This window comes from Pseudolabrys sp. Root1462 (assembly GCF_001426945.1).
Taxonomy (GTDB): domain Bacteria; phylum Pseudomonadota; class Alphaproteobacteria; order Rhizobiales; family Xanthobacteraceae; genus Pseudolabrys.
This window is the reverse complement of sequence record NZ_LMFS01000001.1, coordinates 1,947,940-1,974,532: the sequence shown is the minus strand read 5'-3', so window position 1 is coordinate 1,974,532 and position 26,593 is coordinate 1,947,940. Positions and strand designations below refer to the sequence as shown.

19 protein-coding genes, 1 tRNA gene and 2 pseudogenes are annotated in these 26,593 nt (G+C 65.1%); 11 read left to right on the top strand and 11 right to left on the bottom strand.

Translation table 11 applies throughout. The annotated features are described in order from the left end of the window. Positions 1-312 (top strand): annotated as a pseudogene (locus ASD45_RS23685) (hypothetical protein); the annotation flags it as partial. After that, positions 278-468 (top strand): annotated as a pseudogene (locus ASD45_RS23995) (DDE-type integrase/transposase/recombinase); the annotation flags it as partial. The pseudogenes ASD45_RS23685 and ASD45_RS23995, both read left to right, overlap by 35 nt. A 150-nt stretch (positions 469-618) precedes the next feature. Here ASD45_RS23995 and ASD45_RS09705 read toward each other — a convergent pair. Further along, positions 619-693, bottom strand: a tRNA-Lys gene (locus ASD45_RS09705). A gap of 324 nt (positions 694-1,017) precedes the next feature. Between ASD45_RS09705 and ASD45_RS09700 the strand changes: the two genes are divergently transcribed. Continuing rightward, positions 1,018-2,184: a M20 aminoacylase family protein gene (locus ASD45_RS09700; RefSeq protein WP_056911304.1), complete on the top strand. Its 1,167-nt coding sequence runs from the start codon at positions 1,018-1,020 to the stop codon at positions 2,182-2,184. Between the two features lie 13 nt (positions 2,185-2,197). Here the strand turns inward: ASD45_RS09700 and ASD45_RS09695 are convergent, their stop codons facing one another. Continuing rightward, positions 2,198-2,656: a MarR family transcriptional regulator gene (locus tag ASD45_RS09695; RefSeq protein ID WP_056911303.1), complete on the bottom strand. Its 459-nt coding sequence runs from the start codon at positions 2,654-2,656 to the stop codon at positions 2,198-2,200. A 186-nt stretch (positions 2,657-2,842) separates the two neighbouring features. Here ASD45_RS09695 and ASD45_RS09690 point away from each other — a divergent pair, with 186 nt between their 5' ends. Continuing rightward, positions 2,843-3,268, top strand: coding sequence for an organic hydroperoxide resistance protein (locus ASD45_RS09690; RefSeq protein WP_056911302.1), 426 nt, complete (start codon positions 2,843-2,845; stop codon positions 3,266-3,268). A gap of 73 nt (positions 3,269-3,341) precedes the next feature. On the opposite strand, the gene ASD45_RS09685 is transcribed toward ASD45_RS09690, so the two are convergent. Together ASD45_RS09685 and ASD45_RS09680 are read right to left on the bottom strand one after the other, a co-directional pair. Continuing rightward, positions 3,342-6,095: a glycosyltransferase gene (locus ASD45_RS09685; RefSeq protein WP_056911301.1), complete on the bottom strand. Its 2,754-nt coding sequence runs from the start codon at positions 6,093-6,095 to the stop codon at positions 3,342-3,344. A gap of 205 nt (positions 6,096-6,300) precedes the next feature. Then, a complete protein-coding gene (locus tag ASD45_RS09680; protein WP_056911300.1) occupies positions 6,301-6,801 on the bottom strand; it encodes a hypothetical protein in 501 nt (166 codons plus the stop codon). Between the two features lie 332 nt (positions 6,802-7,133). On the opposite strand from ASD45_RS09680, the gene ASD45_RS09675 reads away from it, so the two are divergent. Further along, the gene (locus ASD45_RS09675) at positions 7,134-8,729 is read left to right on the top strand and encodes a hypothetical protein (protein ID WP_056912683.1); all 1,596 of its coding nucleotides are present in this window, start codon (positions 7,134-7,136) and stop codon (positions 8,727-8,729) included. Here ASD45_RS09675 and ASD45_RS09670 read toward each other — a convergent pair. Continuing rightward, on the bottom strand, positions 8,695-9,084 hold the full coding sequence (locus ASD45_RS09670) for a hypothetical protein (RefSeq protein WP_056911299.1): 390 nt from the start codon (positions 9,082-9,084) through the stop codon (positions 8,695-8,697). The two genes, ASD45_RS09675 and ASD45_RS09670, sit on opposite strands and share 35 nt — an antisense overlap. A gap of 69 nt (positions 9,085-9,153) precedes the next feature. Next, entirely contained in the window at positions 9,154-10,179 is a 1,026-nt protein-coding gene (locus ASD45_RS09665) for a hypothetical protein (protein ID WP_056911298.1), read from the bottom strand. Positions 10,180-10,297: 118 nt separating this feature from the next. On the opposite strand from ASD45_RS09665, the gene glmU reads away from it, so the two are divergent. From glmU to ASD45_RS09645, 4 genes are all read left to right on the top strand, one after another. Continuing rightward, on the top strand, positions 10,298-11,668 hold the full coding sequence (gene glmU, locus ASD45_RS09660) for a bifunctional UDP-N-acetylglucosamine diphosphorylase/glucosamine-1-phosphate N-acetyltransferase GlmU (protein WP_056911297.1): 1,371 nt from the start codon (positions 10,298-10,300) through the stop codon (positions 11,666-11,668). Between the two features lie 123 nt (positions 11,669-11,791). Beyond that, positions 11,792-13,618, top strand: a complete 1,827-nt coding sequence (gene glmS / locus ASD45_RS09655) for a glutamine--fructose-6-phosphate transaminase (isomerizing) (RefSeq protein WP_056911296.1) — start codon at positions 11,792-11,794, stop codon at positions 13,616-13,618. Positions 13,619-13,682: 64 nt separating this feature from the next. Then, positions 13,683-14,453 (top strand): DUF502 domain-containing protein, encoded by a 771-nt coding sequence (locus ASD45_RS09650; RefSeq protein WP_056911295.1) that lies wholly within the window; start codon positions 13,683-13,685, stop codon positions 14,451-14,453. 89 nt (positions 14,454-14,542) lie between these two features. Continuing rightward, positions 14,543-14,896 carry a DUF805 domain-containing protein gene (locus ASD45_RS09645; protein ID WP_056911294.1) on the top strand — a complete coding sequence of 118 codons (354 nt, stop codon included), beginning with the start codon at positions 14,543-14,545 and terminating at the stop codon, positions 14,894-14,896. A gap of 8 nt (positions 14,897-14,904) precedes the next feature. Here the strand turns inward: ASD45_RS09645 and recG are convergent, their stop codons facing one another. Next, positions 14,905-17,001: an ATP-dependent DNA helicase RecG gene (recG, locus tag ASD45_RS09640; protein ID WP_056911293.1), complete on the bottom strand. Its 2,097-nt coding sequence runs from the start codon at positions 16,999-17,001 to the stop codon at positions 14,905-14,907. A gap of 156 nt (positions 17,002-17,157) precedes the next feature. Between recG and ASD45_RS09635 the strand changes: the two genes are divergently transcribed. Next, the gene (locus ASD45_RS09635; protein ID WP_056911292.1) at positions 17,158-17,442 is read left to right on the top strand and encodes a succinate dehydrogenase assembly factor 2; all 285 of its coding nucleotides are present in this window, start codon (positions 17,158-17,160) and stop codon (positions 17,440-17,442) included. A 25-nt stretch (positions 17,443-17,467) separates the two neighbouring features. Continuing rightward, positions 17,468-20,980, top strand: coding sequence for a transcription-repair coupling factor (gene mfd / locus ASD45_RS09630; RefSeq protein ID WP_056911291.1), 3,513 nt, complete (start codon positions 17,468-17,470; stop codon positions 20,978-20,980). A gap of 43 nt (positions 20,981-21,023) precedes the next feature. Here mfd and ASD45_RS09625 read toward each other — a convergent pair whose 3' ends face one another. The 4 genes from ASD45_RS09625 to ASD45_RS09610 form a co-directional block, all read right to left on the bottom strand. Further along, positions 21,024-21,677: a DsbA family oxidoreductase gene (locus ASD45_RS09625; RefSeq protein ID WP_056911290.1), complete on the bottom strand. Its 654-nt coding sequence runs from the start codon at positions 21,675-21,677 to the stop codon at positions 21,024-21,026. Positions 21,678-21,778: 101 nt separating this feature from the next. Continuing rightward, a complete protein-coding gene (locus tag ASD45_RS09620; protein WP_056911289.1) occupies positions 21,779-23,044 on the bottom strand; it encodes a hypothetical protein in 1,266 nt (421 codons plus the stop codon). 182 nt (positions 23,045-23,226) lie between these two features. Further along, positions 23,227-24,762 (bottom strand): class I adenylate-forming enzyme family protein, encoded by a 1,536-nt coding sequence (locus ASD45_RS09615; protein WP_056911288.1) that lies wholly within the window; start codon positions 24,760-24,762, stop codon positions 23,227-23,229. 28 nt (positions 24,763-24,790) lie between these two features. Next, positions 24,791-26,497, bottom strand: coding sequence for an extracellular solute-binding protein (locus ASD45_RS09610; protein WP_200949723.1), 1,707 nt, complete (start codon positions 26,495-26,497; stop codon positions 24,791-24,793). Positions 26,498-26,593 lie beyond the last annotated feature (96 nt).

Sequence of the window (26,593 nt, the reverse complement as noted above, 5' to 3'; positions counted from 1 at the left end):
GTCGCTATACTGGCAAGAGGACTGGCGATGAAGGCTTCGGAGCAAGCTGAGGGAGCTGGCCTCGCAGTGGCGGCGGTTCGACTGCCTTGGGCTGCTGCTGGCTCGCGAGGGCATCAAGTTCAACCCCAAGAGCTCTATCGCTTCTACAAGGAAGAGCGGCTATCCGGCGTCAACGCGGAGGCCGCAAGCGGCTCTGCGCACCTGGCGCCGATGGCCATCCCGCAGGATCGCAATGTGCGCTGGTCGCACGACTTCGTCATGGCCACGCTGGGCGAGCGGGCGGCGCTTCCGCGTCGTCACCATAGTCGATGACTAACCCGGGAGTGGCTGGGGCTGGTGGCCGACACCTCGCTGACCGCTCCCCACGTCGTCCGCGAACTCAGCCGTATCATCGAGAGCCGAGGTTGCCCACGCATGATCGTCAGCGACAGTGGAAATGAGCTCGCGTCGAACGCCATCCTGGCTTGGCAGGAGGAGCGCGGCACCGAATGGCACTTGCCCCGCAACAATTTTCGGTTGCAGAAAGACGCTAGGTTGCCAAGGTCAAGTGTCAAACCATTCACGGTTTGACAAATCACATCTCGCAATGCGTTGATTAATAACGCTAAAAAAAATGGGTGGTGAGCGCGCTGGGATTCGAACCCAGGACCTCGCGATTAAAAGTCGTGTGCTCTACCGCTGAGCTACGCGCCCGTCACCATGCGCTGATCTCATCCGATTGGCCCGCCATGACGGGATTCGAACGCGGGTGTCGGTCCCGAACCGGACCAAATCAAAGTCCAAGCTCCAGTGGATCATACGCGACCGGGTGTTTAGGGGGGCAGACGGGCCGGGTCAATAGCCGGCCGGACGGCGGTCTGCCGCCCTGTTGACGAGGGAAATCTGCTGAAAAGTCGCAGATTTATGCCGATATCTTGAACTCGCGCCGCAGCCAGCATTTGCTACACTTCCGGGGCACAGAATCTGCCTTCACCGTATCGGCGGACCTTTCAGCCCGCCGCCAGGAGCTCTTCCGTCATGCCGATCGTCAACCGCGTCGCCGACCTGCATCCCGAGATCACCGCCTGGCGGCGCGACCTGCATGCCCATCCGGAACTGCTCTACGACGTCCATCGCACCGCCGCCTCCGTGGCCGAGAAGCTCAAGGCCTTCGGCTGCGACGAGGTTGTGCCGGGCCTGGGGCTCACGGGGGTCGTCGGCGTCATCCGCGGCCGCAAGCAGGGCTCCGGCAAAACGATCGGCCTGCGCGCCGACATGGACGCGCTGCCCATCACCGAGCTGAACGACCTGCCGTATAAATCGACCAATCCCGGCAAGATGCACGCCTGCGGCCATGACGGCCATACGGCGATGCTGTTGGGCGCGGCGCGCTATCTCGCCGAGACGCGCAATTTCGACGGCACCGCCGTGGTCATTTTCCAGCCGGCGGAAGAGGGCGGTGCGGGTGCCAAGGCCATGCTCGATGACGGCATCCTCACGCGCTTCGGCATCGACGAGTTCTACGGCATGCACAATTACCCGGGCATGCCGGTCGGCCAATTCGGCATCAACAGCGGCGCCATCATGGCGGCCACCGATACGCTGCAGATCGACGTCGAAGGCCTCGGCGGCCACGCCGCGCGTCCGCACCTGACGGTCGATGCCGTGCTGACCGCGGCGCAGATCATCAACAACATCCAGTCGATCGTATCGCGCAATGTCGACCCGCAGCACGCCGCCGTGGTGTCGATCTGCATGGTCGAAGCCGGCAATGCGGACAACGTGCTGCCGGAAACGGTGCGGATGCGGGGCACCGCGCGATCGCTGGATGCGGACGTGCAGGACATGCTCGAGAAAAACCTGCACCGCATCGTCGAGAACACGGCGGCCGCGCTCGGCGCCAAGGCCAAGCTCACCTATAACCGCAATTACCCGGTGCTGGTGAACCACGACCGCGAAACCGCTTTTGCCGCTGCGGTGGCAAAGGAAATCGCCGGCGCGGATCGCGTCGATACGGCGCATCCACCGATGATGGGCGGCGAGGACTTTTCCTTCATGCTGCAGAAGCGTCCCGGCGCCTTCATCTGGGTCGGCAATGGCGACAGCGCCGGGCTGCATCACCCGCGCTACAACTTCAACGACGACGCCATCCCGCTCGGCACGTCGTACTGGGTCAAGCTGGTCGAGACCGCGCTGCCGGCGTGAGCCGGGACGAGCGCTACTTCGCCGCTTTCATCAGGTGGCCGCGCAGCTTGGTGATCTCGTTGCGCAATTTCACCGCGGCTTCCATCTGCAGACCGGTGGCTTCACCGATGCAGGCGCCGACATCGCGCGCTTTCTTCCGCAGGCTGGAGCCCTTGTCGGTGAGCCGCAGCCGCACTTGACGTTCGTCCTCCGGATCGCGGCTGCGGGTGAGGAAGCCCAGCGTCTCCAGCCGCTTCAGCAGCGGCGTCAGCGTGCTCGACTCCAGAAACAGTCTGTCGCCGATCTGGCCGACCGTCTGGTCGTCCTCCGCCCATAGCGCCACCATCACCAGATACTGCGGATAGGTGAGGCCGAGCTCGTCGAGCAGCGGCTTGTAGACACGGTTGAAGGCGTGTCCGGTGGAATAGATGGCGAAGCACAACAGGTCGGCGACGTCGGGCCGGCTGGCGGCTTTAGGCGCGGTGGACGGCATGGCGATCTCCCAGGGCGAATTCCCGCCCCACACGGTTTCGTGAATATAGATCGTGCGCGATCTAATCGCAAGCTATTGACCGCCCGGTCTCGTCGGCCTAGAAAGATCGTGCGCGATATAAACGCGAACGATCAATCAGCCGCCGCCTTGATGCCGGCGGCCAGGCTTCAAACCAGGAGAAGAACCATGGCAGTGGACGTCAAATATCGGACTTCGGCGCGGGCAACCGGCGGCCGCGACGGGCAGTCGGGGACCACCGACGGGACCTTCAACGTGAAGCTCACTGTGCCGAAGGAGCTCGGCGGCCCGGGTGGCGAGGGCGTCAATCCCGAACAACTGTTTGCGACGGGCTATTCGGCCTGCTTCCTTGGCGCCATGAAGTTCGTGGCCTCGCAAGGCGGCCCCAAGGTGCCGGCGGATGCCACGGTGACAGCCACGGTCGGTATCGGTCCGCGCTCGGAAGGCGGCTTCGGGCTGGAGATCTCACTGGAGGTCGCGCTGCCGGGCGTGCCGAAGGCGGAAGCCGAAGCGCTGGTCGCCAAGGCGCATCAGGTCTGCCCGTATTCCAACGCCACGCGTAACAACATCGACTTCAAGCTGAACGTCGTCTGACCGGGCGGCCAATAAATGCGAAAGGGCGCCGATCTCTCGGCGCCCTTTTTATTTGTGCCGCCGATGCGAGCGGTTACTGGGTCAGTTCCGGCTGCTTGGCAGCAATCTGCTGCGGCGCCACCGACTGGGTAACCTTGGCCAAGCGGGCGCGTCGCGCCAGCGTCGCGAATGTTGCGCGGTAGCCTTCCAGCACCGCGAAGTCGTTGATGCGCGAGCGCTCCCACAGCGCGATGACGACCGCTGCGGCAAACGGCAGGGCCTGCACCAGCAGGACGAACGCGAAGATGTAGATTTCGCGAACTTCCTTGTAGTTGGTCTCGATCAGCGTGATCGCGCCGGCGACCAGTAGCGCCGCCATCACCGACTCCCAGAACGCGTGGAAGTCCGTCTTGCGCCGGCCGCCGCCCTTGTCGGTGCGAACGAAGGGCAGGTGATCCTTGATCAGACCCATCGCCACCGCGCGGGCGACCGTCCACTGGACGGACATGGCGGCGATCGCGGCCGCGGCCATTTCCACCCGCGTGGTCTTCACCCGCAGCCGATAGAGCGCGACGAAGTGCACGAGCGAGACGATGAAGCTCGCGACGATCGGCACCGTGAGGATGCGGTCCGGCACCGAAATGTCGAGGAAGGCGATCACCGGCACCCAGAGGATATTCAGGATCGCGACGACGACGCCGACGCTTTCGGCCCCTAACCAGTTCAGCCAGCCGAGCGCGAATTCGCGCTTCTGGTCGCCGGTCAGGCGCGTGTCGCGCGACAGCATGCGGCGCCAGTGCTTCTTGAGGATCTGGAAGCCGCCATAGGCCCAGCGATCGCGCTGCTTCTTGAACGCATCGTAGGTGTCCGGCAGCAGGCCGTAGCCGTAACGCTTGCTGGTGTAATGCGCCTGCCAGCCGTGCTCGAGCAAGCAAAGGCCGAGATCGGTGTCCTCGCAGATCGTGTCGCTGGACCAGCCGCCGACCGCTTCGATGGCCTTGCGGCGCATCAGCACCATGGTGCCATGCGTGACGATGGCGTTGTGCTCGTTCCGCTGCACCATGCCGATGTCGAAGAAGCCGGCATATTCGGCGTTCATCGCGGCATGCAGCGGGCTGCGGTGACCGTCGCGGTGATCCTGCGGCGCCTGGACCATGCCGACGGTCGGGTCGTTGAACAGCGGCATCAGGTCGCGCAGCCAGTCGTTGGTCACGACATAGTCGGCGTCGATGATGCCGATGACTTCAGCGTCTTCAGCAGTGTGGGAATCGGCGAGCCGCAGCGCGCCGGCCTTGAAGCCCTTGAGATTGTTGGCCAGCACGAACTTGAAACGGTCGCCGAGCTGCTTGCAGTGCTCCTCGATCGGCATCCACATCGCCGGGTCGGGCGTGTTGTTGACGACGACGATGCACTCGAAGTTGGCGTAGTCGAGCGCCGCGACTGCATCCAGCGTCTGCTTTAGCATCTCCGGCGGCTCGCGATAGGCCGGGATATGGATCGACACCTTCGGTGTCGGCATATCGGGCGCGAGCGGCGGTGCCAGCGGCACCAGGCGTGCCGGCTTGCGGCCGAAGGCGATGGCCGCGATTTCCTCGACGCGCGCCAGCGCGATCACGATCAGCGGGATCAGCAGCACCGTGCCGAGAGCGAGCGCGAAAGCAGCGCCGGGCACGAAATAGTGGCCGTACCAGTAGCCGAACAAAGCAGCCGACCAGGCGCCGACCACGTTGGCGGCGGCGGCGAGCGTCGTCGTCTGCCAGAACGACACGGAGGCGACGGTCAGGATCGGCAGCGACAGAAGGATGCTGACGAGCAGGGCGATGGCGCCCAGCTTCCAGTAGTCCGGATTGGTGATCGGGCCGGTCCAGGCAAACTTGGCCTGACGGTCGGCGTTGAAAATGCCCCAGTACGGACCGACGCCGCCTTCGAAGATCTTCCAGGGCTGGTCGATCGCTTCGACGATGTTGTAGTCGATGCCATAGGCTTGGGCGCGCGTGACGAAGTCGCGCAGGATCACGGCCTGTTCGATGCGGCCCGGTTCGGCGTTATGGAAGTTATATCCCGCGCTCGGCCAGCCGAATTCGGCGATGACCACGCGCTTGCCGGGATAGGCGCGGCGCAGCTTGTCGTAGATCGTGATCGCCTGATCGACGACCTGCTTGTCGGAGAAGCCTTCCCAGTAGGGCAGGATGTGCGCGGCGATGTAATCGACCGATGAGACGAGCTCGGGATGGTCGAGCCAGACGCTGTAGATTTCGCCGGTCGTCACCGGCACGTTCACCTGCCGCTTGACCTGGCGGATCATCTTGATGAGCCGGGCGACGCCGATGTCCTCGCGGACCTTGGCGTCCTGCTGCTTGGTCTTGGCGGCCTTGAGCTGTTCGGCTTCCTCGGGGTCGAGCTTGTCGCCAACCTTCGGCTCGAGTTCGCCGCGGTAGATCGTTTCGTTGCCGACGAAGATGCCGTTGACGTTGCTGTGGCGCTTGGCGAGATCGACGACCGAACGCATTTCGCGTTCGTTGCGCTTCTGATCCTTGTCGATCCAGGCGCCGACCGTCACGCGCATGCCGAACTCGGCGGCAATGCCGGGGACCAGTTCGACGCCGGCGGTCGACGAATAGGTGCGGAGTGATTTTGCGATCGGCGACAGCAGCGTGAGGTCTTGGCGGATTTTCGCCGTTTCGGCCTTGCCGCCGTCTTCCGGATTCACGTTGCCCTGAAAGGGCGCGTAAGAAACGCTCGCCAACTGCCCGTCAAAATTCGGAGCGTTGACCTTCTCACGACCAAGCAGCCACAAGCCGGCATGCACGCACGCCACGAGGGCGACGACAGCAGCGACGGTGCGCATAGACTTACAACCAAGTGGGGCTGGATGACCGGCCGACGAACTCGTCCCCTAAGTTCGGCCGGGGCCTTTTATGCTGTACTGCAGCATAGCGTAGCTTCGAACGCGTTTTCAAGTAGATACTGGTCATGGCAAATCCAAGACGGATGCATGGCGCGACGATGTTGGGCGGGGGCGCTTCTTTCAATTAACCCCAGCGGAAACGCCGTCAGCGCACGGTCGTTCCGTCGGAAGTTGCCGGATTTGGTTCGGCCGAGGCGGCAGCCGGGGCGGGCGGCAAACCGGGGTTCAGCCAGCAGGCGTGGACGCGGCCGTTGAGTGTTTCCGGCGCCTTGGGATCGATATTTCCCTGCCGGACGATGCACCGAAACGTCGCCTGGATGTGGGCGCTCGGGCAGCCGAAGCGGTCGTAGAGGTCGAGGTGACGGAAGGCGGTGTCGAGGTCGTCCCGCCACAGCAGGCTGACGACCCGGCGGCCCAGCCAGACGCATTCGGGATTGCCGGCGGGGCCGGTGAGAACCCGGCTGGCTTCGGCGATTTCGTCGATCTTCTTCTGGCCTTCCTTGGCCGTGGCGTCCGCCGGGGCTGCTGCCGCCGGCTTCTGCGGTTCTGCGGGCTTAGCGGCGCCACCGCTTTGAGCCAGGGCGGAGGAGGACGCGCTTATCGAAGCCACGCAAAGCATGGCAGCAAGCAGACGCAGCGAAGACATGGACCGTATGTTCCCGACGAAATTGTTAACGCACTAATCCCTGGTCAGCTTCCTGTGAAGGCGGATTGAGACGCTTATGCGGCGTCTAAGCTGAACCCGTGCTGAATAGCCGAAGCCCATGAGCCCCCCGGCCCAGTGTTCCTCATCCCCCAGCCACAAGCCCCGCGCCCCGGATCGAGGACGCCCGCGGAGTTTGTGCGGGCGAAACTTGGCCTCAGACCCGGACATTTGTCCAGTGATTCCGCGACTTCGGGTCGCGGGGCGGCTTGGCAGGCAGTCGCCACGGGCTATAAGCCGGTAACGCCGCCTGCATCCCGCCGATGGACATCTCCATGCGTCTCGCTCTGGCCTGTATCGCCGTGACCCTGGCCGTGATTGCCGCGGTCTGGGTCTGGCTCGGCACGCCGATCCCGATGCCGCATGCGCCGCTGAAGCCCGGCGAGAAGCTGTGGTGCCTGTCCTACGCGCCGTATCAGGGCAGCCAGACACCGTACGATCCGGCGACGGTCATCCCGGCCGCGCAGATCGAGGCCGATATCGCGCAAATGTCGAAAATCACGGATTGCGTGCGCGTTTACGCGACCGACCAGGGGCTCGATCAGGTGGTCCCGATCGCCAAGCGATACGGGATGCAGGTGCTGCAAGGCGCCTGGGTGTCGAACGATCCGGTCAAGACCCGGATCCAGATCGATGCCGCCCTCGCAATCGCCGAGCGATACCCGGAAACCGTGCGGGCCATCATCGTCGGCAACGAGGCGTTGCTGAGAGGCGACATCTCCGGTCCCGATCTGGCCGCGCTGATCCGCGACGTGAAAGCCAAGTCGAAGGTGCCGGTCACCTATGCCGATGTCTGGGAGTTCTGGCTGCGCAGCCCTGAGGTGGCGGCCAACGTCGACTTCATCACCATCCATATCCTGCCTTACTGGGAGGACTTCCCGATCCCGGCGCGGCAGGCGGCCGAACACGTCGATGCCATCCGCAAACGCATCGCCGCCGCCTTCGCGCCGAAGGACGTTGTCATCGGCGAGGTCGGTTGGCCGAGCCAGGGGCGCATGCGCGAGGGCGCGCTGCCGTCGCCGGCCAATCAGGCCGAGGTCATCCAGGACGTGCTGGCGCTCGCTGCTCGCGAGAACTACCGGGTCAACGTGATCGAGGCCTATGACGCGACCTGGAAGCGCGCGCAGGAGGGGGTCGTCGGCGGATACTGGGGCCTGTTCGATGCCGGCCACCGCCAGATGAAATTCGTCTGGGGCGCGCCCGTGTCCAATCATCCCGAATGGAAATGGCAGGCCGCGGGCGGGATGGTGTTCGCGCTTCTGGTATTCGGCGTCGCCTTTTGGACCCGGCGCGGGGACACGCCGTCGTGGCTCTGGCCGGCCATCTCCCTGAATGCGCTGGCCGGCGGCATTACGATCGGCTGGACCATCGCCAACGTGCCGATCGAGAGCATCGGCGCCGGCGGCTGGGTTCGTCTGCTGGCGCTGGCGATTGCGGCGTTCTGCGCGCCTCTGGTCGTGACCGCAGCGATGATGCGCGGCGTCGCGGTGCCGCCGCTGTCGCGGCTCCTTGGTCCGGCGAGCGCGCGAACGCGCGATCCGGTCGTCGCGGCGGTCGCCCTCCTGGCCATCCTGACCTTGCTGGTCAGCATCGTTACGGCGCTTGGCCTCGTATTCGATCCGCGCTACCGCGACTTCCCGTTTGCGCCGCTGACCGCGGCCATCGTGCCGTTCTTCGTGCACAGCGTCTTCATGCCGCGGCCGACCGGCCCGCGCGGCGTGACCGAAGTCGGCGGTGCGCTGATCCTCGCCGCATCGGCGCTTTACATCGTGCCGAACGAGACCGTGCACAACTGGCAGGCGCTCTGGCTCGGTGCGCTGCTGGTGTTGTCGGCGATCAGTCTGGTTCGGGTGCGCGTCGCGCAAAGCTGAGCAGCAGCAGGCCGATCGCCAGCGCCGACAGCATGACGTTGTAGAGCACGACGCCGACACAGGCGACGGCGAGTCCGAGCCCGAACACGACCAGTGTCGGCCGCAGCAGATTGACCGCCGCGATGATGACGGCGGCCCAGCCGATGATCGCGCGATCGAACAGCGCCGCCAGGACGCGGCGCTGCGTGCACATCCAGGTGTCGAGGCCGGCATTGCAGGCAAGCCCGATGGCCGACTGCTCGATGCCGAGGTAGCGCACGTACAGCGCATAGCCGAGCGCGCCGAAGCCGACGACCAGCAGCACGTTGGTGGCACGTGCGCTCGGGAGGAAAAGACGGTTCGATCTGGGTTCCATCACGCAGTCCTTGCGCGACGGACTATGCCGCCGTGCCGGTCACCTAGCAAATTGCTTTGAAGCCGACCGCTACTGCTGGGCGAATTTGTCGCCCGTGAAGGTGGTGGTGCGGCAGGCGACCTTTGAGGCGTGCAGCCGGGTGCAGAGTTCGGCCGCAGCGGCGCCGTTCGGCACCGGACCGACGATCAGCCGGTACGGCACGATCCCCGGCCGGTTGTCGTGGCGGACGAGGGGGCTCAGGCCTTCCATCAGCGGACCGAAATTGGCCTTCACGGCGGCCCAGCGCGCGTTGAGGATTTCCATGGTGCGCGCGCCGCCGATCTCGACGGCGAGTTGCCCTTTGCGGCTGGCCTCCGTTGCCGCATCCGAGGCGGTTGGCGCCAATCCGGCGACGCGGGCTGGCGGCATCGGCACCGCCTGCGCAGGGGTATCGGCCGACGCGGCGCTGGCGGACGCTCCAGGTTTCGCGGCCGGAGCCGCTTCCGCCCTGGCGTCCGGCTTGTCAGCTTTAGGGGCCGGCGCGGGTTCGGCCTTCGCCTCGGGCTTAACCTCGGCTTTGGCTTCCGGTTTGGTTTCCGGCTTGGCGTCAACCTTGGCCTCAACCTTGGCTTCTGCCTTGGGCGCGGTGAGCTGCGTTTCGGCCGGCGTTGCCGTGGCTGGCGGCGATAGAGCCGGCGCCGCGGCGCGGCTGTCCTGGACCGGCCTGGCGGTCGGCGCCGTTGCTGCGACGAGCGCCATGTCGCGTTTGATCGAGCCGGTGATGTCGGTGAAGTTCTGCTCGAGCGAAGCCAGCCGTTGATTGAGCCGGTCGCGGTCGGCGGTCAGCTCGCGGACACTGGCTTCGAGGCGGCGCGTCTCTTCGAGCCGCTGCGCTTCGACTTTCTTGAGCAGGTCGTCGTTGCCCGCCACCTGACTGGTGGCGGCCTTGGGCTGCGACAGGGCCTCGACCAGCCGGCCGGTGCCGATATCGGTCTGGGTGATCAGGATGGCCGCGGCGACGGCGACGGTGGCGGCACCACCCCACATGCTGACGCGCCAGAACACGCTGTTATCACGCAACGGACCGAGTTCCGGCGGTTCAAACTCGTCGGCCATGGCACCCTCAAAAGCGGCGAATCAGGTCATTGAAAACATTAGCAGAATCCGGCATTGCTGGCTGCGTCCGATCGCTGGCCTGCCGCCGATCGTCCGCTAACACCTTGAGTTCAAACGCATGACGCCGCCGATTGGCCACGACCGCTCCTGCCTCGCCATCGTGCTCGCCGCTGGCGAAGGCACGCGCATGCGTTCCAGCCTCGCCAAAGTGCTGCATCAGGTCGGTCACAAGACGCTGGTCGCGCATGTACTCACAGCCGCCATGCAGGCCGGTGGAGCGCAGATCGCCGTTGTGGTCGGCCCCGGCCGCGACGATGTCGCCAACGAGGCGAAGAGAGTGGCGTCGCAGGCCAGCATCTTCGAGCAACGCGAGCGCTTGGGCACGGCGCACGCGGTGCTGGCGGCGCGGAAGGCGCTGGAAGCCGGCGCCGACGACATCCTCGTCATGTTTGCCGATACGCCGCTGGTGCGGCCGGAAACGCTGCTCAGGCTGCGTGCGGCCATTGCCGGCGGCGCGGCCGTGACGGCGCTCGGCTTCCGGCCGAAGGATCCGGCAGGCTACGGCCGTCTGGTGATGAAGGGCGATGAACTGATCGCCATCCGCGAGGACAAGGACGCCAGCGACGACGAGCGCAAGATTGGGCTCTGCAACGGCGGGCTGATGGCGCTTGCGGGTCCCTCGGCTCTGAAAATTCTTGACCGCATTGGCAATAGCAATGCCAAGGGCGAATATTATCTCACCGATGCGGTGGCGATTGCCCGTGAGCTGGGCCTGAAGGCGACCGTGATCGAAACCGACGAGGATGACGTGCGCGGCATCAACAACAAGGCGCAACTAGCCGAGGCCGAGGCGGTGCTGCAGCAGCGGCTGCGTGCCCAGGCGATGGAAGCCGGCGTCACCATGGTCGCGCCGGAGACGGTGTTTCTGTCGACCGACACGAAATTCGGCAAGGACATCACCATCGAGCCGAACGTTGTCTTCGGGCCCGGCGTCACGGTCGAGGACGGCGCGGTGATCCGCTCATTCTCGCATCTCGAAGGTGCGGTGGTGGGCAAGGGCGCGCGCGTCGGGCCGTTCGCGCGGCTGCGCCCCGGCGCCAAACTGGGCGAGGACGTGCACATCGGCAACTTCGTCGAAATCAAAGCCGCAGTGATCGAGGACGGCGCCAAGGCCAATCATCTGGCGTATATCGGCGATGCCCGCGTCGGCGCGAAGGCCAATGTCGGCGCCGGCACCATCACGTGCAACTACGATGGCACCAACAAATTCCACACCGACATCGGCGCCGGCGCTTTCATCGGCACCAATTCGTCGCTGGTCGCGCCGGTCACGATAGGCGCTGGCGCCTATATTGGCTCAGGCTCCGTCATCACCGACGACGTGCCGGCGGATGCACTGGCCATCGGGCGCGGCAGGCAGGTTAATAAAGAAGGCGGCGCCGCGCGTTTGCGCGAAATGAACGAAAAGAAGAAGAAAGACCGGGGCTGATTAATCATTTTCTCGGCCCTGTCCGTTAGCGTCACTGATACACGGCGAAACAGGTTTTGATTTCGTCGCCGCCGTGGCGGCCGTTACAGCATCAATTCATCATTCGGGAGCGGTCCTTAGCCAATGTGCGGAATTATCGGAATTCTCGGGTCCGAACCGGTCGCCGACCTGCTGGTCGATTCATTGAAGCGACTGGAATATCGCGGCTATGACTCGGCCGGCATTGCCACGCTCGATCACGGCGTCATGGGGCGCCGCCGCGCCGAGGGCAAACTGAAAGGCCTCGAGACCAAGCTGCGCGAGCAGCCGCTGCCCGGCAATATCGGCATTGGCCATACGCGCTGGGCGACACATGGCAAGCCGACTGAAAGCAACGCGCATCCGCATGCGACCGACAAGGTCGCGGTCGTGCACAACGGCATCATCGAGAATTTCCGGGAGCTGCGCGAGCGGCTGATGGCCGCCGGCCACAAATTCGCGAGCGAGACGGATACCGAAGTGGTGGCGCATCTCGTCACCGACTACATGCAGAAGGGCAAGTCCCCGGTCGATGCCGTCGGCGCTTCGCTCAAGGAGCTGCGCGGCGCCTTCGCTCTCGCTTTCCTGTTCACCGGCGAGGACGATCTTCTGATCGGCGCGCGGCGCGGTTCGCCGCTCGCGGTCGGCTATGGCAAGGGCGAGATGTTTCTCGGCTCCGACGCCATCGCGCTGTCACCCTTCACCGACACCATCAGCTATCTCGAAGACGGCGACTGGGTGGTGCTGACGCGCAAGGGCGCGACGGTGCGCGACGCGCAGGACCATGAAGTCAAGCGCATGGTCATCAAGTCGGCGGTCAATGCCCAGCTCGTCGACAAGGGCAACCACAAGCACTTCATGGCCAAGGAAATCCACGAGCAGCCGGAAGTGGTCGGCCATACGCTCGCGCATTACATCGACATGGTCGGCGAGCGCGTGCGGCTGCCGGGCAAGCTGCCCTTCGAGTGGACGAAGTTGAAGAGGCTATCGATCTCGGCTTGCGGCACCGCTTACTACGCCGGGCTCGTCGCCAAATACTGGTTCGAGCGCTTCGCCAAGCTGCCTGTCGAAATTGATATCGCCTCCGAATTCCGCTATCGCGGCGCGCCGCTGGAAGAGGGCGATCTTGCCATCTTCATTTCGCAGTCGGGCGAGACCGCCGATACCCTGGCGACCTTGCGTTACGCCAAGGAGCAGAAGCAGCACGTCCTGTCCGTGGTCAACGTGCCGACCTCGACCATCGCCCGCGAGAGCGACATTGTAATGCCGACGCTGGCGGGCCCCGAGATCGGCGTCGCCTCAACCAAGGCCTTCACCTGCCAGCTCAGCGTGCTGGCCTGTCTCGCGCTCGCCGCCGGCCGGGCTCGCGGCCACCTGTCGGAGGATGACGAGAAGAAACTGGTGCAGGCGCTGGTCGCCGTGCCGCGTCTGATGTCGCAGGCGCTGAAGCTGGAGCCGCAGATCGAGAAGCTGTCGCACGACCTCGCCAAGGTGCACGACGTGCTCTATCTCGGCCGCGGCACCTCGTTCCCGATCGCCCTCGAGGGGGCGCTCAAGCTCAAGGAAATCTCCTACATTCACGCCGAGGGCTATGCCGCCGGCGAACTCAAGCACGGGCCCATCGCGCTGATCGACGAAACGATGCCGGTGATCGTCATCGCGCCGCATGACCGTGTGTTCGAAAAAACCGTATCGAACATGCAGGAAGTCGCGGCACGCGGCGGCAAGATCATCCTCATCTCCGACGCGCGCGGCGCCGAAGAGGCGACCATCGAGTCACTCGACACCCTGATTCTGCCGGATATGGCCTCGACGGTGACGCCGCTGGTTTACGCGATCCCGGTGCAGCTCATCGCCTATCACACGGCGGCGGCCATCGGCACCGACGTCGACCAGCCTCGCAACCTCGCGAAATCCGTCACGGTGGAGTAGGATGCGGCTTCGCTTCGGCGGCGGCTCTGCCGCCGCGGGGCAGGGGTAGAGGCGGAAATCGCGTATGAGTGAATTCGAGACCAAGCCGGGCGAGGAGTTGGCCCAGGATACCGCTCGCCTCGCGGCGGCATCGCACACCAGCTTTGCCGGGCGGCTGCGCAATTACTTCCTCACCGGCCTCGTCGTCGCCGGCCCGCTGCTGATCACCACCTATCTCACCTGGTCTTTTGTCACCTGGGTCGACGACTGGGTGCGGCCGTTCATCCCGCCGAGCTATCGCCCGGAAACCTATTTGCCGTGGCCGATCCCCGGCACCGGCCTGATCATCGCCATCATCGCCCTGACGCTGCTCGGCTTTCTCACCGCCAATTTGGTCGGGCGCTCCCTGGTCGAACTCGGCGAAGGCCTGCTCAACCGCATGCCCATCGTGCGGCCGGTCTACAAAACCATGAAACAGATCTTCGAGACCTTGTTCTCGAAGTCGGGCTCGAGCTTTCGTAAGGTGGCGCTGGTGGAATTTCCGGCGCCCGGCATGTGGTCGATCGTCTTCATCTCGCAGCCGCCGGCCGAGCCGATCGCGCAGCGTCTGCCTGAGACCGACAACGTCTCTGTGTTCTTGCCGTGTACGCCGAACCCGACCACCGGCTTTTTCTTTTTCGTGCCGCGCAACAAGCTGATCGAGCTCGATATCGGCGTCGAGACCGGAATGACGTTGATCATGTCGGCCGGCATGGTGCAGCCGGGTGCCGACAAGGACGCACAGAAGAAACTCGCGGATCTCGCAGCCACGGCGCGGGCGGCGCAGATCGCGCGGGCGCCGGCCGACGCGCAATAGCTCCTGATAACCCGGTTATTTGCCGGATATTTATGCGCGCGGCCGTCTAGGATGTCGCCGATCGACATCGGATGACAGGGGGCAACGCCATGAATTTCACGCAGGCCGTTCAATCCGGGTTCAATAACTATGCGACTTTCACGGGTCGCGCTGCGCGCTCCGAATATTGGTATTGGGCGCTGTTCTCGTTCATCGTGCAGGTTGCCGGTGCGCTGATCGATGGCGCGCTCGACATCAACGTAGTCGAAGCCATCGTCGCGCTCGCCCTGCTGTTGCCGTCGATCGGCATGAGCGTCCGCCGTCTGCATGATATCGACCGCACCGGGTGGTGGGTGCTGCTCGCCTTCACCGGCGTCGGCGCCATTCTCCTGATCGTCTGGGCTTGCTTCAAAGGCACCGACGGGCCCAACCGCTTCGGTCCCGATCCGCTGGCGGCGTTCTGATCGCCGTCTCAACCTGCGCGGATCAGCTTGATCGCTTCGTCCTTGCCGAACAGGTAGAGCAGGTGGCGCAAAGCCGCGCCGCGCTCGCTTTGCAGGTTTGGATCGCGTTCGAGCATCAGCTTGGCATCGTCGCGCGCGGCGCCGAGATATTTGCCGTGCGTCTCCAGCCGCGCGACGTGGAAGCCGGGATCGCCGCTCTGCCGCGTGCCGAGCACATCGCCTTCGCCGCGCAGCCGCAGGTCTTCCTCGGCGATGCGGAAGCCGTCCTCGCTCTCGCGTAAGATGCGCAGGCGCGCTTCGGCGGTTTCGCCGAGCGGGCCCTTGTAGAGCAGCAAGCAGGTCGATTTGCCGGCGCCGCGGCCGACGCGGCCGCGCAGCTGGTGGAGCTGGGCAAGGCCGAAGCGCTCGGCGTGCTCGATCACCATGATGGTGGCTTCCGGCACATCGACGCCGACTTCGATCACGGTGGTCGCGATCAGCAACTGGCTTTTGCCGGAGGCGAAGCGCCCCATCGCGGCGTCCTTGTCGGCGGCCTTCATCTTGCCGTGCACCAGATCGACCTTGGCGCCGAAGCGCTGGCGGAGATCCTCGTAGCGCGCTTCGGCAGCCGCGAGGTCGACCTTCTCGGATTCCTCCACCAGCGGACACACCCAGTAGGCGCGTTTGCCTTCGGATATCGCGCGGCCGATGGCGTCTTCCACTTCGGCAACGCGATCCAGCGGAATGGTGCGGGTGTCGATCGGCTGGCGGCCGGGCGGCTTTTCGCGCAGTTCGGAAAGATCCATATCGCCGAAGAAGGTCAGCACCAGGGTGCGCGGGATCGGCGTTGCCGTCAGCACCAGCACGTCGACAGCCTCGCCCTTCTGCGTCAGCGCCAGCCGCTGGTGCACGCCGAAGCGATGCTGCTCATCGACGATGGCGAGCGCGAGGTCGTGAAACAGCACCTCGTCCTGGAACAGCGCGTGGGTGCCGACGATCAGGTCGATCTCGCCGAGCGCCAGCCGGTCGAGGATCGCCTTGCGCTCGCCGCCGCGGTCGCGGCCGGTGAGAAGGGCGACGTTGATGCCGGCCGCCTTGGCGAGCGGCTCGATGGTGGCGAAATGCTGGCGCGCCAGAATTTCGGTCGGCGCCATCAGCGCCGCCTGCCGGCCGGCTTCAATCACGGTCGCTGCGGCGATCAGCGCCACGACGGTTTTGCCCGAGCCGACGTCGCCCTGCACCAGCCGCAACATGCGCTGCGGCAGCGCCAGGTCGTTGACGATGTCGTTGACGGCCTGCTGCTGCGAATGGGTCAGGGTATAGGGCAGGGCCTTCAGGATCCTGGCGCGCAACTGGCCTTCGCTCGAGGTACCGCGGCCGGCCTGGCGGCGCATTTGCGCGCGCATCAAGGCGAGAGCAAGCTGGCCGGCGAGCATTTCGTCGAAGGCAAGCCGCGTCCACGCCGGGCTCTCCGGTGCGATGTCGTGGGGCTCCGCCGGCTTGTGCAGGCTGCGCAGCGCGTCGGCAAAGCCCGGGAAGCGCTCGCGGGACACCCAGGCCTCGTCCTGCCATTCCGGCAGGTCGGGCAGGCGGGAGAGCGCCCCGTCCATCGCCTTGCGGACATGACCGAGGTTCAGGTTTTCGGTGAGCGGATACACCGGCTCGACCAGCGGCAAATCCGCGAAGCCCTTCTCATCGACGACGCGATCCGGATGCACCATCTGCAGCATGCCGTCGTAGAACTCGGCGGTGCCGGAGACGTAGCGCTTCTCGCCGATCGGCAGGAGCTTCTCGAGATAATCGCGTTTGGCGTGAAAGAACGTCAGCGTCAGCGTGCCGGTGTCATCCGACGTGACGACGCGATAGGGCGCGCGCGGCCGGTTCGGCGGCGGTCCGCGGTGATCTTCCACGGTGACCGATACGGTGACGACCTGACCCGGCACCACCTCGTTGAGCTTCGGCCGGGCGCGGCGGTCGATGGTGCCGGATGGCATGTGCAGCAGAAGATCGATGACACGCGGCTCGTCGCGTCCCAGGAGCTTGCCATAGAGCACCGCCAGCTTCGGCCCGACGCCGGGCAGGCTGGTGATCGCAGCGAACAGGGGATTGAGAACGGGCGGGCGCATTGACGTTGAGCTTATGCCTTTTGCTCTGAACTCTCCGCCGTCATGCCCGGCCTTGCGTCGGGCATCCACGTCTTTCTGACGGTGACTTTGTGCGGCGTGCGCCCTATATAACCCCGCGCCCGGCTCCGTCCGGGTTTTTGGCGTTGGAGAAGGCCCGTGAGTGGCACCCAAATCTCGAGCGAAGGCATGGACTTGCGCCGACGCAAGCTCAAGTTCCGGCTGTGGCACCGCGGCATTCGCGAGATGGATTTCGTCATGGGCGGTTTTGCCGATGCCGAGCTCTCGGCGTTGTCTAACGATCAGCTCACCGAGGTCGAAAGGTGGCTCGATGTCCCGGACCAGCAGATGTTCGCCTGGGTCAACGGCTCGGAGCCGGCGCCGGCGGAACTCGATACGCCACTGTTCCGCAAACTGCGCACTTTCCACGGCACGCGCCCCTGAACCGTCAGCACCAAGAAGACCCTGAATGCCAGCATCTCCCGCTCAGTCGTTGAAACCAGGCCGCCCATTGACCCTGGCCCAGGTGGTCGACGGCGCCGAAGGCCTCGTCCTCGCCGATCTCGCGCGCGCCATCGCCGCCCGCGCCGACGCTCCGGCGATTTCGCTCGCCGTGGTCTGCCGCGACGGACAGCGCATGGCGCAGCTCTCGCGCGCGCTGGCGTTCTTCGGTCCCGACATTGAGGTCATGGAGTTTCCGGCCTGGGACTGTCAGCCCTATGACCGCGTATCGCCGAACGCCACGATCATCGCGCAGCGCATGACCACGTTGTCGCGGCTGACGCGCGTTACGGGCCGCGATAAGCCCTCGATCCTTCTAACCACCGCCAACGCTGTGACGCAGCGCGTGCCGGCGCGGGAATTCACCGCGACCCACGCGCTGTCGGTGGCGCCGGGCAACGTCCTCGGCATGGCAAGCGTCGTCGAATGGCTGGAGCTCAACGGCTACATGCGCGCGTCTACCGTGCGCGAGCCAGGCGAATACGCGGTGCGCGGCGGCATCCTCGATTTGTTTCCGCCGGGTCTCGATATGCCGGTGCGCTTCGATTACTTCGGCGACTCGGTCGAGAGCATCAAGACCTTCGACCCGCAGACCCAGCGCAGCGAGCTGCCGATGTCGAAACTCGACCTCGTGCCGGTCGCAGAATTCCAGCTCATCACCGAAACCATCCGTCGCTTCCGCACAGGCTACGTCGCGCAGTTCGGCGTCGCCACGCCAGACGACATGCTCTACCAGGCGGTTAGCGAAGGCCGCCGCCATCCCGGCATGGAGCACTGGCTGCCGTTGTTCCATGAGAGCATGGATACGTTATTCGATTATCTGCCGGGATCGCCCGTTGCGCTCGAGCCTTTGGCCGCCGACGCCGTCGAGCAGCGCTTCGCCCAGATCAAGGATTACTACGACGCGCGGGTCGAAGCGCTGAAGGACGGCGTAACGCCGGCCTACAAGCCGATGCCGCCGGATAAGCTCTATCTCGCCGGCGCCGAGTGGAAGCAGCGCCTCGACCAGCGCGCTACCGCCACGCTCAACGCCTTCGATGTGCCGCCCGCGAGCGACGTCATCGATATCGGCGCACGGCCGGGCCACAATTTCGTTGCCGAACGCGCCGAGCCTGGCGCCAATGTATTCGAAGCATTGGCGCGGCATGTCAACGCGCTGCAGAGCGACGGCAAGCGCGTCGTGATCGCGCTGTGGAGCGAGGGCGCGCGCGAGCGCATGGCGCACGTCCTCGGCGACCACAAGCTCGTCAACCTCAAAAATGTCGGCTCCTGGCAGCAGGTCGCGATCGCGCCGAAGCACAACATCTCGCTCGCCGTGCTCGGCATCGATTCCGGCTTTGTTACCGACGAGGCCGCCGTCATCAGCGAACAGGACATTCTCGGCGACCGCCTCGTGCGTACGCGCAAGGCCGCGCGCCGCGCCGACAACTTCATCCAGGAGGCGACCTCGCTGTCGGCCGGCGACCTCGTCGTCCATGTCGATCACGGCATCGGCCGTTTCGTCGGCCTGCAGGCGATTACCGTAACCGGCGCGCCGCATGACTGCCTCGAGATCCACTACGCCGACAGCGCCAAACTGTTCCTGCCGGTCGAGAACGTCGAACTCCTGTCGCGCTACGGCTCCGAACAGACCAATGTCGAACTCGACCGTCTCGGCAGCGGCAACTGGCAAGCCCGTAAGGCTCGGATGAAGAGCCGCATCCGCGAGATCGCGGGCGAGCTCATCAAGATCGCCGCCGAGCGGCAGCTGCGCGAAGCACCGAAGCTGACGGTCGGGCCGGGCGCCTATGACGAATTCGCCGCCGGCTTTCCCTATGAGGAAACCGAGGACCAACTCACCGCTATCGACGCGACGCTTAAGGATCTTGCCTCCGGCCGGCCGATGGATCGCCTGGTTTGCGGCGATGTCGGCTTCGGCAAGACCGAGATCGCGCTGCGCGCCACGTTCGATGCCGTGATGAACGGTAAGCAGGTCGCGATTGTGGTGCCGACGACGCTGCTCGCGCGGCAGCACTTCAAGAATTTCTCCGAGCGCTTCCGCGGCTTCCCGGTCAATGTGGCACAACTGTCGCGGCTGGTGCCGGCCGCGCAGATGACCGCGAACAAGAAGGGCCTGGCCGACGGTTCGGTCGATATCGTGGTTGGCACGCACGCCGTGCTCGGCAAGGCCATCAAGTTCAAGGATCTCGGCCTCGTCGTGGTGGACGAGGAGCAGCATTTCGGCGTCTCGCACAAGGAGCGCCTGAAGACGCTGCGTGCCGAAGTCCACGTGCTGACGCTGACCGCAACCCCGATTCCCCGCACCTTGCAACTCGCGCTAACCGGCGTGCGCGATCTGTCGATCATCGCCTCGCCTCCGGTCGATCGGCTGGCCGTGCGCACTTTCGTCACGCCGTTCGATCCGCTGGTCGTGCGCGAGGCACTGCTGCGCGAGAAGTATCGCGGCGGCCAGGCCTTCTATGTCTGTCCGCGCATCGAGGATCTCGCCGGCGCCAAGGACTTCCTCGACAAGCACGTGCCGGAAGTGCGTGTCGTCGTCGCCCATGGCCAGATGCCGCCGACTGTGCTCGACGATATCATGACCGCGTTCTACGACGGCAAATACGACGTGCTGCTGTCGACCACCATTGTCGAATCCGGCCTCGATATCCCGACCGCCAACACGCTGATCGTGCACCGCGCGGACATGTTCGGTCTGGCGCAGCTCTATCAGTTGCGCGGCCGGGTCGGCCGTTCCAAGCTGCGGGCCTATGCGCTGCTGACGCTGCCGAACAACCGCACCATCACGCCGCAGGCCGAGCGTCGCCTTAAGGTTTTGCAATCGCTGGATACCCTCGGCGCCGGCTTCCAGCTTGCCTCGCATGACCTCGATATCCGCGGCGCAGGAAACCTGCTCGGCGAGGAGCAATCGGGCCACATCAAGGAAGTCGGTTTCGAACTCTATCAGCAAATGCTGGAAGAGGCCGTGGTCAGCGCCAAGGCGGGTATCACCGAAGTCGTGGCCGACCGCTGGTCGCCGCAGATCACCATCGGCATGCCGATCCTCATTCCGGAGGATTACGTCGCCGACCTGTCGGTTCGCCTGGCGCTGTACCGGCGCCTTGCCGACATGGAGGAGGAGCGCGACATCGATTCTTTCGCCGCCGAGATGGTCGACCGCTTCGGCCCGTTGCCGCAGGAGGTCGGGCACCTCATGCAGATCGTGCAGGTCAAGGCCTATTGCCGCAGGGCCAATATCGACAAGCTCGACGCCGGGCCCAAGGGTGCGGTGCTGTCATTCCGCGACAACAACTTCGCCAATCCGGATGGGCTGTTCACCTACATCCGCGAGCAGGGTTCGGCGGTGAAGCTGCGCAACGACAAGAACGGCCAGAAGCTCGTGTTCCTCGACGAATGGGACAAGCCGGAAGAACGTCTCAAGGGCGCCCTGGTGATCGTGCGGCGACTGGCGTCGATCGCCAACCGCGCCAAGGCCGCGTAGGCGCGCGCACCGGCCGTGACACCTTCTCGGGTATTGCTTGAAATTACTCGGCCGCTTCTTGCGCCTGCGCCGCGCGGTCGAGTGCCTCGGCGAGGTACTCAGGCGCCTGGGCGCCGGACACGGCGAACTTGCCGCCAAAGATGAACATCGGCACGCCCTGGATACCGGCTTCCTTGGCCGCCTCGGCTTCCTGCGTGACCTCGGCGACGTCCTGATCGCTGTCGAGCGCGCCGCGCACATCTTCAGGATCGAGACCGATATCCGTCGCCGCCTGCACCAGAACGGCCTTGTTGGTGAGATCGGCCCCTTCGGTGAAATAGAGATCCATCAGGCGCTGTTTCATCGCGGCTGATTTGCCGATGCCCTCGGCCCAGCGGATCAAGCGATGCGCGTCGATGGTGTTGGGCTGGTTGCTGATCTTGTCCATGGCATAGACAAGACCCTCCTGCGCCGCGGCGTCGCGCACGCGCGTGGCGATCTCGGCGTAACGTTCCGGCGAGCCGAACTTGGTGGTCAGGTATTGCGTGCGCGAGATGCCTTCGCGCGGGATCCAGTCGTTGAGGAAATAAGGACGGAAGTGCACTTCGACCGGGATGTCCGGCCGCATGTTGATCGCCTGTTCCAGGCGGCGCTTGCCGATGAAGCACCACGGGCAGACCACGTCGGAGACGACGTCGATGCGGACAGGTTGAGTCATGAGGTCACTCCACAGGCCTACATTCGTATCTGGATTCCGGGTGCGCTCCTTTCGGACCGTCCAGAATGACCGGAAAATGTGAAGATAACCTAGTCGCCCGGCTACTCGGCCGCAACCATCGGGCTGGCCAAAACTCGCTGCAGCAGGCTCTCCAGCGTATCGCCATTCTTGAACGACGCGAGCGTTACATTGGCGGTAATGCGGTCGTTCGGGTTGGTCGGCGCGCGCATGATGTTCTTGACAGCGGCGGCGACGCGGCGGGCCACGATATGGGCGCTGCGCAGGTCGGTCTGGGTGAAGGCGACCAGCAGGGCTCCGTCGTCATCGCCGCAGGCAAAATCAATCGCGCGCATCAGTTTGCCGGCGAGACGGGCGCCGTCGCGGCGCGAGCGCTCGTCATTGGCGCCGTCAAAAGAGAAGCGTGCCACCGTCAGTGCGTGGCTGCGGTCGGTTGCCTCGGCGACCGCTTTGTTCAACTCGCGCCAGAAGGCCTCCGGTGTCAGCAGGCCCGTTTCCGGATCGTACATGCCGTCGGTGTCGAGCGCGTGCAGCATGCGCTTGAGGCGGGATTCAAGGGCGCGCAGCCGCACCCGCGGCACCATGCGCGACACCAGCCGATCCGGCGCGCCATTGACGCATTCGAGGTTGGGCAGATCGCCGGCGAAGCCATCCGGAAGTTCGCCCATGAGGGCGACCGGAATTTCGTGGAAACGGCTTTCGTGGCCGAGCACATCGAGGAAGGCTTCGATCATACGCGGCGAGAATCCGTCGCCAATGATGATGCCGTCGATGTCGCGTTCTTCGAGATGCTTGGCGGCGGCCTCGACGCTGAGCGCGCCGACCATCTTGGCGTGCTCGCCCATGGCAACGGCGAGAGCCGGATAGAGCGGGCCGCGGCCGACGACGAGCACGGTGGCGTCATCGACCGGGTCGCCGACCGGTAGCGCCGGCATGGTGCCGCCTTGCGCAGCAAAAGTTTCGATCCGGCGTAGCACGGTCGAGTGCAGCGCGCGCACACGCAAGGCCGTGCGCAGGCGGCCGACAAGACGGTCAATCGGCTGGTCCGCATCGGCGGTCAATGCGGTGGGGATGGCGGCACCGTGTTCGGCGTCGGCCATGGCGACGATGGGCACGATGGCGCCTTGCGAGGTGGCGATCTGCAGCGCCAGCATGCGGCCTGAGGCTTCGCTCTTCGGCGCGCCTGGCTCAGCAATGACAACGGCGGCGGGCTTCACCGACACGAAGGCGGTGGGCGCGTCGGCCCAGGTTGTTTCAACGATGGGAAAGGCGCCAGCGGCGCTGAGCGCTTCGATGGGAGCAGTGGCCGGCGCATCGGCGACCACCAGCAGCGGACCTTGCAGCGACATGACACACAACGCGTTTACTGGTTACGCAAAACGGATCCGGGCGGCTCGCCGCACGGTTGGCACTTCGCAAACTAAGTCGCGGGCCGTTAACGCCGCGTCAACGACGAAGAGCGATTAGAAACAAATAAACAAACGCCCCCGCCGCTGAGGCGGCCGGCACTCGGAACCAAAATTTCAGAAATTCAGGCGGCGACGCCGCACGGCCGGAATGCGCCAGCTACCAATGGGCTGCCGCCCTGACGTTTGACGAGGTCGGCGACCGTGGCGTTGTCCAGCGCGCTGCCGGCGAGCTTTTGCGTCAGGACGCCGCCGGGCAGGGCGACGATAGTCGCGGTCGGATCGGCCTGCGTGACTTGCGCCTCCATGTCGCTGACGCGGAAGCGATAACCGCCGACGACGGCGATGCTTCCCGGCGGGCCGGTCACCGTGATGCGGTTGGTTGCTTCATCGAGCTTGCAGGTAAAGCCGGTGTCGACGAAGCCGTCCTTATCGATGGCGAGATAGGGCGCCTGGCCGCGTTCGGCACCGGGCGGAAACGCGGCTCGCGGTACCATGGCGCCGCGTACGAGCAGGGTGCCGGACTTGCCGCGAGCGGTCTCGATATCATGCGGCGCGCCGACATGACCGTGCGGCAAGCCCGCCGCAACACCATCGCCGGCCCGCGCTTCGACAATGACGCCGAGCTCGCCAAAAGCGGAGATGTCGACGAGCTTGGCCGTGCGGGTCCAGGTCTGTGATGTCGCGAGTTGCTCGGGCGAGCGCCAGAGCGCCGCGACGGTTCGTACGTCGGCGAGATGCCCGGCCTTCGCGATCGGCGTCAGGGCGGCGCCCGGCAACACAACGGTGTTGATGCCGCTGCTGGTCTGGTGGGCGAACGTCGCGGCGTCAAAGCCGTGATGCAGCGACAGCGTGCCGCCGCCGAACAGCCACGGGACCAAAGTGACGGCGAGCCCGGTGAAAGACGATGGCGGAATCGCTGCAAGGATCGACAGGTCCGGGCCGACGCCGATCTCGTAGCTCAGCGCCAGACCACCGGAGATCAGTTCGCTGTGGCTGCGCGCGACCGGGGTCACGCCGGATGCTGCGACATCAAAGGTTACGACAGCGATATGTTCGGACGCCTGCCCGCCGCGCGTGGTGCGCGGCACGGTCGGCGGCGTCGTCACGTCATAGACGTCGCTGAGGGGCACGACGCCGTCGGGCAGCTTGTCGCCAAAGGCGCCGATCAGACGAACGGGAAACAGTTCGGCGCCGACATCCGCCGCCAGTTCGGCATGGTCACAGCCGCCGACGCGCGACGCGGTGATGATCGCTTTCACGCCCAGGTGACGCAATGCGCCGGCAATTTCCTTGCGCCGCCAAAGCAGCGGCAGCGGAACCGCGATCATGCCCGCGCGCAACACCGCGAGCAGGGTGATGACGGCGTCGACCGTGTTCGGCAGCTGGATCGCGACCAGCGTGTCGGCCTGCAGCCCGGCCCGGCACAATCTCGCGGCCAGGACCGAAATGGCGCGGTCGGCTTCGGCATAGCTCAGGCGGCGCGGGGTGCCGTCGGTAAAATCGGTCCGGTTCGGCGGATCGCACAGCGCGATGGCCGACGGATCGTGCACGGCGGCGCGGCGGAACAGGTCATCGAGCGTCGGACCCGACGGCGCTGCGGCGACCCCGAGCGCTTCCGAGCCGCCAATGTCGCTCAAATGCGTGCCGCGCAGGATCATCAGGAATCCCTATGGGTTTCCGGGTCCGTTATGAGGCATCCCGGTGCCACCAGGTCTCCGGCAGGTAGCCGTACAACGAGGTCCGCGATGGATGCGCGATTCGGGTCCAGCGCGCCACCCATTGCACCGGCGGGAAATACAGCGGCACCACGTAGAAGCCGGATAGCAGCACCCGGTCGAGCGCCCGGGTCGCGGCGACGAAGTCGTCGCGCTCGGTCGCAGCCAGCATCGCGGCGATCATGGCGTCGACCGCCTTCGATTTCACGCCCATGTAGTTGCGGCTGCCGTTCTGCGCGGCCGCGTCAGAGCTCCAGTAGAACAACTGCTCGTTGCCGGGCGACAGCGATTGGTCCCAGCGGTACTGCATCATATCGAAATCGAAGGCGATACGCCGGCGCTCGAACTGGGTGGCGTCCACCGTACGCACCAGCGCGGCGATACCGACGCGCTTGAGGCTGTTGCTGTAGGCGAGCGCGAGCCGTTCCTGGTCCCGCGTGGTGCAGAGGATCTCGAAGGCGAACGGCGCGCCGCTCGCCTTGTTGGTAAGCTTCTCGCCCTGCAGGACGTAACCGGCCTCGGCGAATAGTTGCAGGGCGCGCCGCATGACGGTGCGGTCGCGGCCGGAGCCATCGGTGACCGGCGGCGCCCACTGGCCCGCCATGATGTCGGGCCGTACCGCGTCGGGAAACGGCGCCAGTAATTCCTTTTCTCGCGCATTGGCGGCAACGCCGTGCGCCGACAGATCGCAGCCGTCGAAATACGACGCCGTGCGCTTGTACAGGTCGAAGAAATAGGTGTGATTGATCCATTCGAAGTCGAAGAGAGTGAGCAATGCCTCACGCACCCGGATGTCGGCGAAAATACCGCGGCGTGTGTTGAACACCAGGCCGTCCATGCCTTTCGGCAGACCGTAGGAGAAGTCCTCCTTGACGACATTGCCGTCGCGCAACGAGGGAAAGTCGTAGGCTGTCTGCCAGCGGCCCGGATCGGTTTCCAGTCGCAGGTCGTAGAGGCCTTTCTTGAACGCTTCGAAGTGCGTGTTGCCGTCGCGGAAATAGTCGAATTTGACGGTGTCGAAATTCCACAGGCCGCGATTGATCGACAGCTCGCGGCCCCAATAATCCTTGTTGCGCGTGAAGGTGACGCTGTCGCCCGGGCGCACCGCGCTGATGCGATACGGTCCGCTGCCGATCAGCGGCTCGAACGTCGTGTCCTCAAACTTGGCGGGATCGACGCTGTGCTTTGCCAGGATCGGCATCAGGCCGATGATCAGCGGCAATTCGCGGTCGTCGGCGCCTGCGAGGTCAAAACGCACGGTACGCTGGTCGATCGCTTCGACCTTTGCGACCTTGCCATAATAGATGGCGAATAGCGGCCGGCCGTGATCGCGCAACAAGTTGAACGAGAACACGACATCGTCGGCGGTAACCTTGTGGCCGTCGGAGAACTTGGCCTTGTCGTTGATGGTGAAGGTGACGAAGCTGCGCGCCGCATCGGTCGTGATGCTGTCGGCGAGCAGTCCGTAGAGCGTGAACGGTTCGTCGTAACCGCGCGCCAGCATGCTCTCGATGACGTAGCCGCGGATCTTCTCCGCCGGCAGGCCTTTGACGATGAACGGATTGAGGCTGTCGAAGGTGCCAAGCACGCCCTGCGTCAACTGGCCGCCTTTTGGTGCTGCCGGATCGGCGTAGGTCGGCGCGGCGAAGTCGGCGCTCCAGGCAGGGGCCCCGTGCATTGCCAGCGCGTGGGCGGTGGTTTGCGGCGCTGCCTGCGCATGAACTCGCCCAAGGGGAAGGCCCGCGCCGGCGGCAAGGGCGCCGAACATCATGGC

What these genes read in the sequence shown, in the direction of transcription:
- ASD45_RS09670 (WP_056911299.1), bottom strand. Translation starts at nt 9,084, where the DNA reads ATGGAACCCAGATCGAACCGTCTTTTCCTCCCGAGCGCACGTGCCACC.
- ASD45_RS09645 (WP_056911294.1), top strand. Translation starts at nt 14,543, where the DNA reads ATGAATTTCACGCAGGCCGTTCAATCCGGGTTCAATAACTATGCGACT.
- ASD45_RS09620 (WP_056911289.1), bottom strand. Translation starts at nt 23,044, where the DNA reads ATGTCGCTGCAAGGTCCGCTGCTGGTGGTCGCCGATGCGCCGGCCACT.
- recG (WP_056911293.1), bottom strand. Translation starts at nt 17,001, where the DNA reads ATGCGCCCGCCCGTTCTCAATCCCCTGTTCGCTGCGATCACCAGCCTG.
- ASD45_RS09680 (WP_056911300.1), bottom strand. Translation starts at nt 6,801, where the DNA reads ATGTCTTCGCTGCGTCTGCTTGCTGCCATGCTTTGCGTGGCTTCGATA.
- glmS (WP_056911296.1), top strand. Translation starts at nt 11,792, where the DNA reads ATGTGCGGAATTATCGGAATTCTCGGGTCCGAACCGGTCGCCGACCTG.
- ASD45_RS09700 (WP_056911304.1), top strand. Translation starts at nt 1,018, where the DNA reads ATGCCGATCGTCAACCGCGTCGCCGACCTGCATCCCGAGATCACCGCC.
- ASD45_RS09695 (WP_056911303.1), bottom strand. Translation starts at nt 2,656, where the DNA reads ATGCCGTCCACCGCGCCTAAAGCCGCCAGCCGGCCCGACGTCGCCGAC.
- ASD45_RS09665 (WP_056911298.1), bottom strand. Translation starts at nt 10,179, where the DNA reads ATGGCCGACGAGTTTGAACCGCCGGAACTCGGTCCGTTGCGTGATAAC.
- glmU (WP_056911297.1), top strand. Translation starts at nt 10,298, where the DNA reads ATGACGCCGCCGATTGGCCACGACCGCTCCTGCCTCGCCATCGTGCTC.
- ASD45_RS09690 (WP_056911302.1), top strand. Translation starts at nt 2,843, where the DNA reads ATGGCAGTGGACGTCAAATATCGGACTTCGGCGCGGGCAACCGGCGGC.
- mfd (WP_056911291.1), top strand. Translation starts at nt 17,468, where the DNA reads ATGCCAGCATCTCCCGCTCAGTCGTTGAAACCAGGCCGCCCATTGACC.
- ASD45_RS09610 (WP_200949723.1), bottom strand. Translation starts at nt 26,497, where the DNA reads ATGCACGGGGCCCCTGCCTGGAGCGCCGACTTCGCCGCGCCGACCTAC.
- ASD45_RS09615 (WP_056911288.1), bottom strand. Translation starts at nt 24,762, where the DNA reads ATGATCCTGCGCGGCACGCATTTGAGCGACATTGGCGGCTCGGAAGCG.
- ASD45_RS09675 (WP_056912683.1), top strand. Translation starts at nt 7,134, where the DNA reads ATGCGTCTCGCTCTGGCCTGTATCGCCGTGACCCTGGCCGTGATTGCC.
- ASD45_RS09625 (WP_056911290.1), bottom strand. Translation starts at nt 21,677, where the DNA reads ATGACTCAACCTGTCCGCATCGACGTCGTCTCCGACGTGGTCTGCCCG.
- ASD45_RS09650 (WP_056911295.1), top strand. Translation starts at nt 13,683, where the DNA reads ATGAGTGAATTCGAGACCAAGCCGGGCGAGGAGTTGGCCCAGGATACC.
- ASD45_RS09685 (WP_056911301.1), bottom strand. Translation starts at nt 6,095, where the DNA reads ATGCGCACCGTCGCTGCTGTCGTCGCCCTCGTGGCGTGCGTGCATGCC.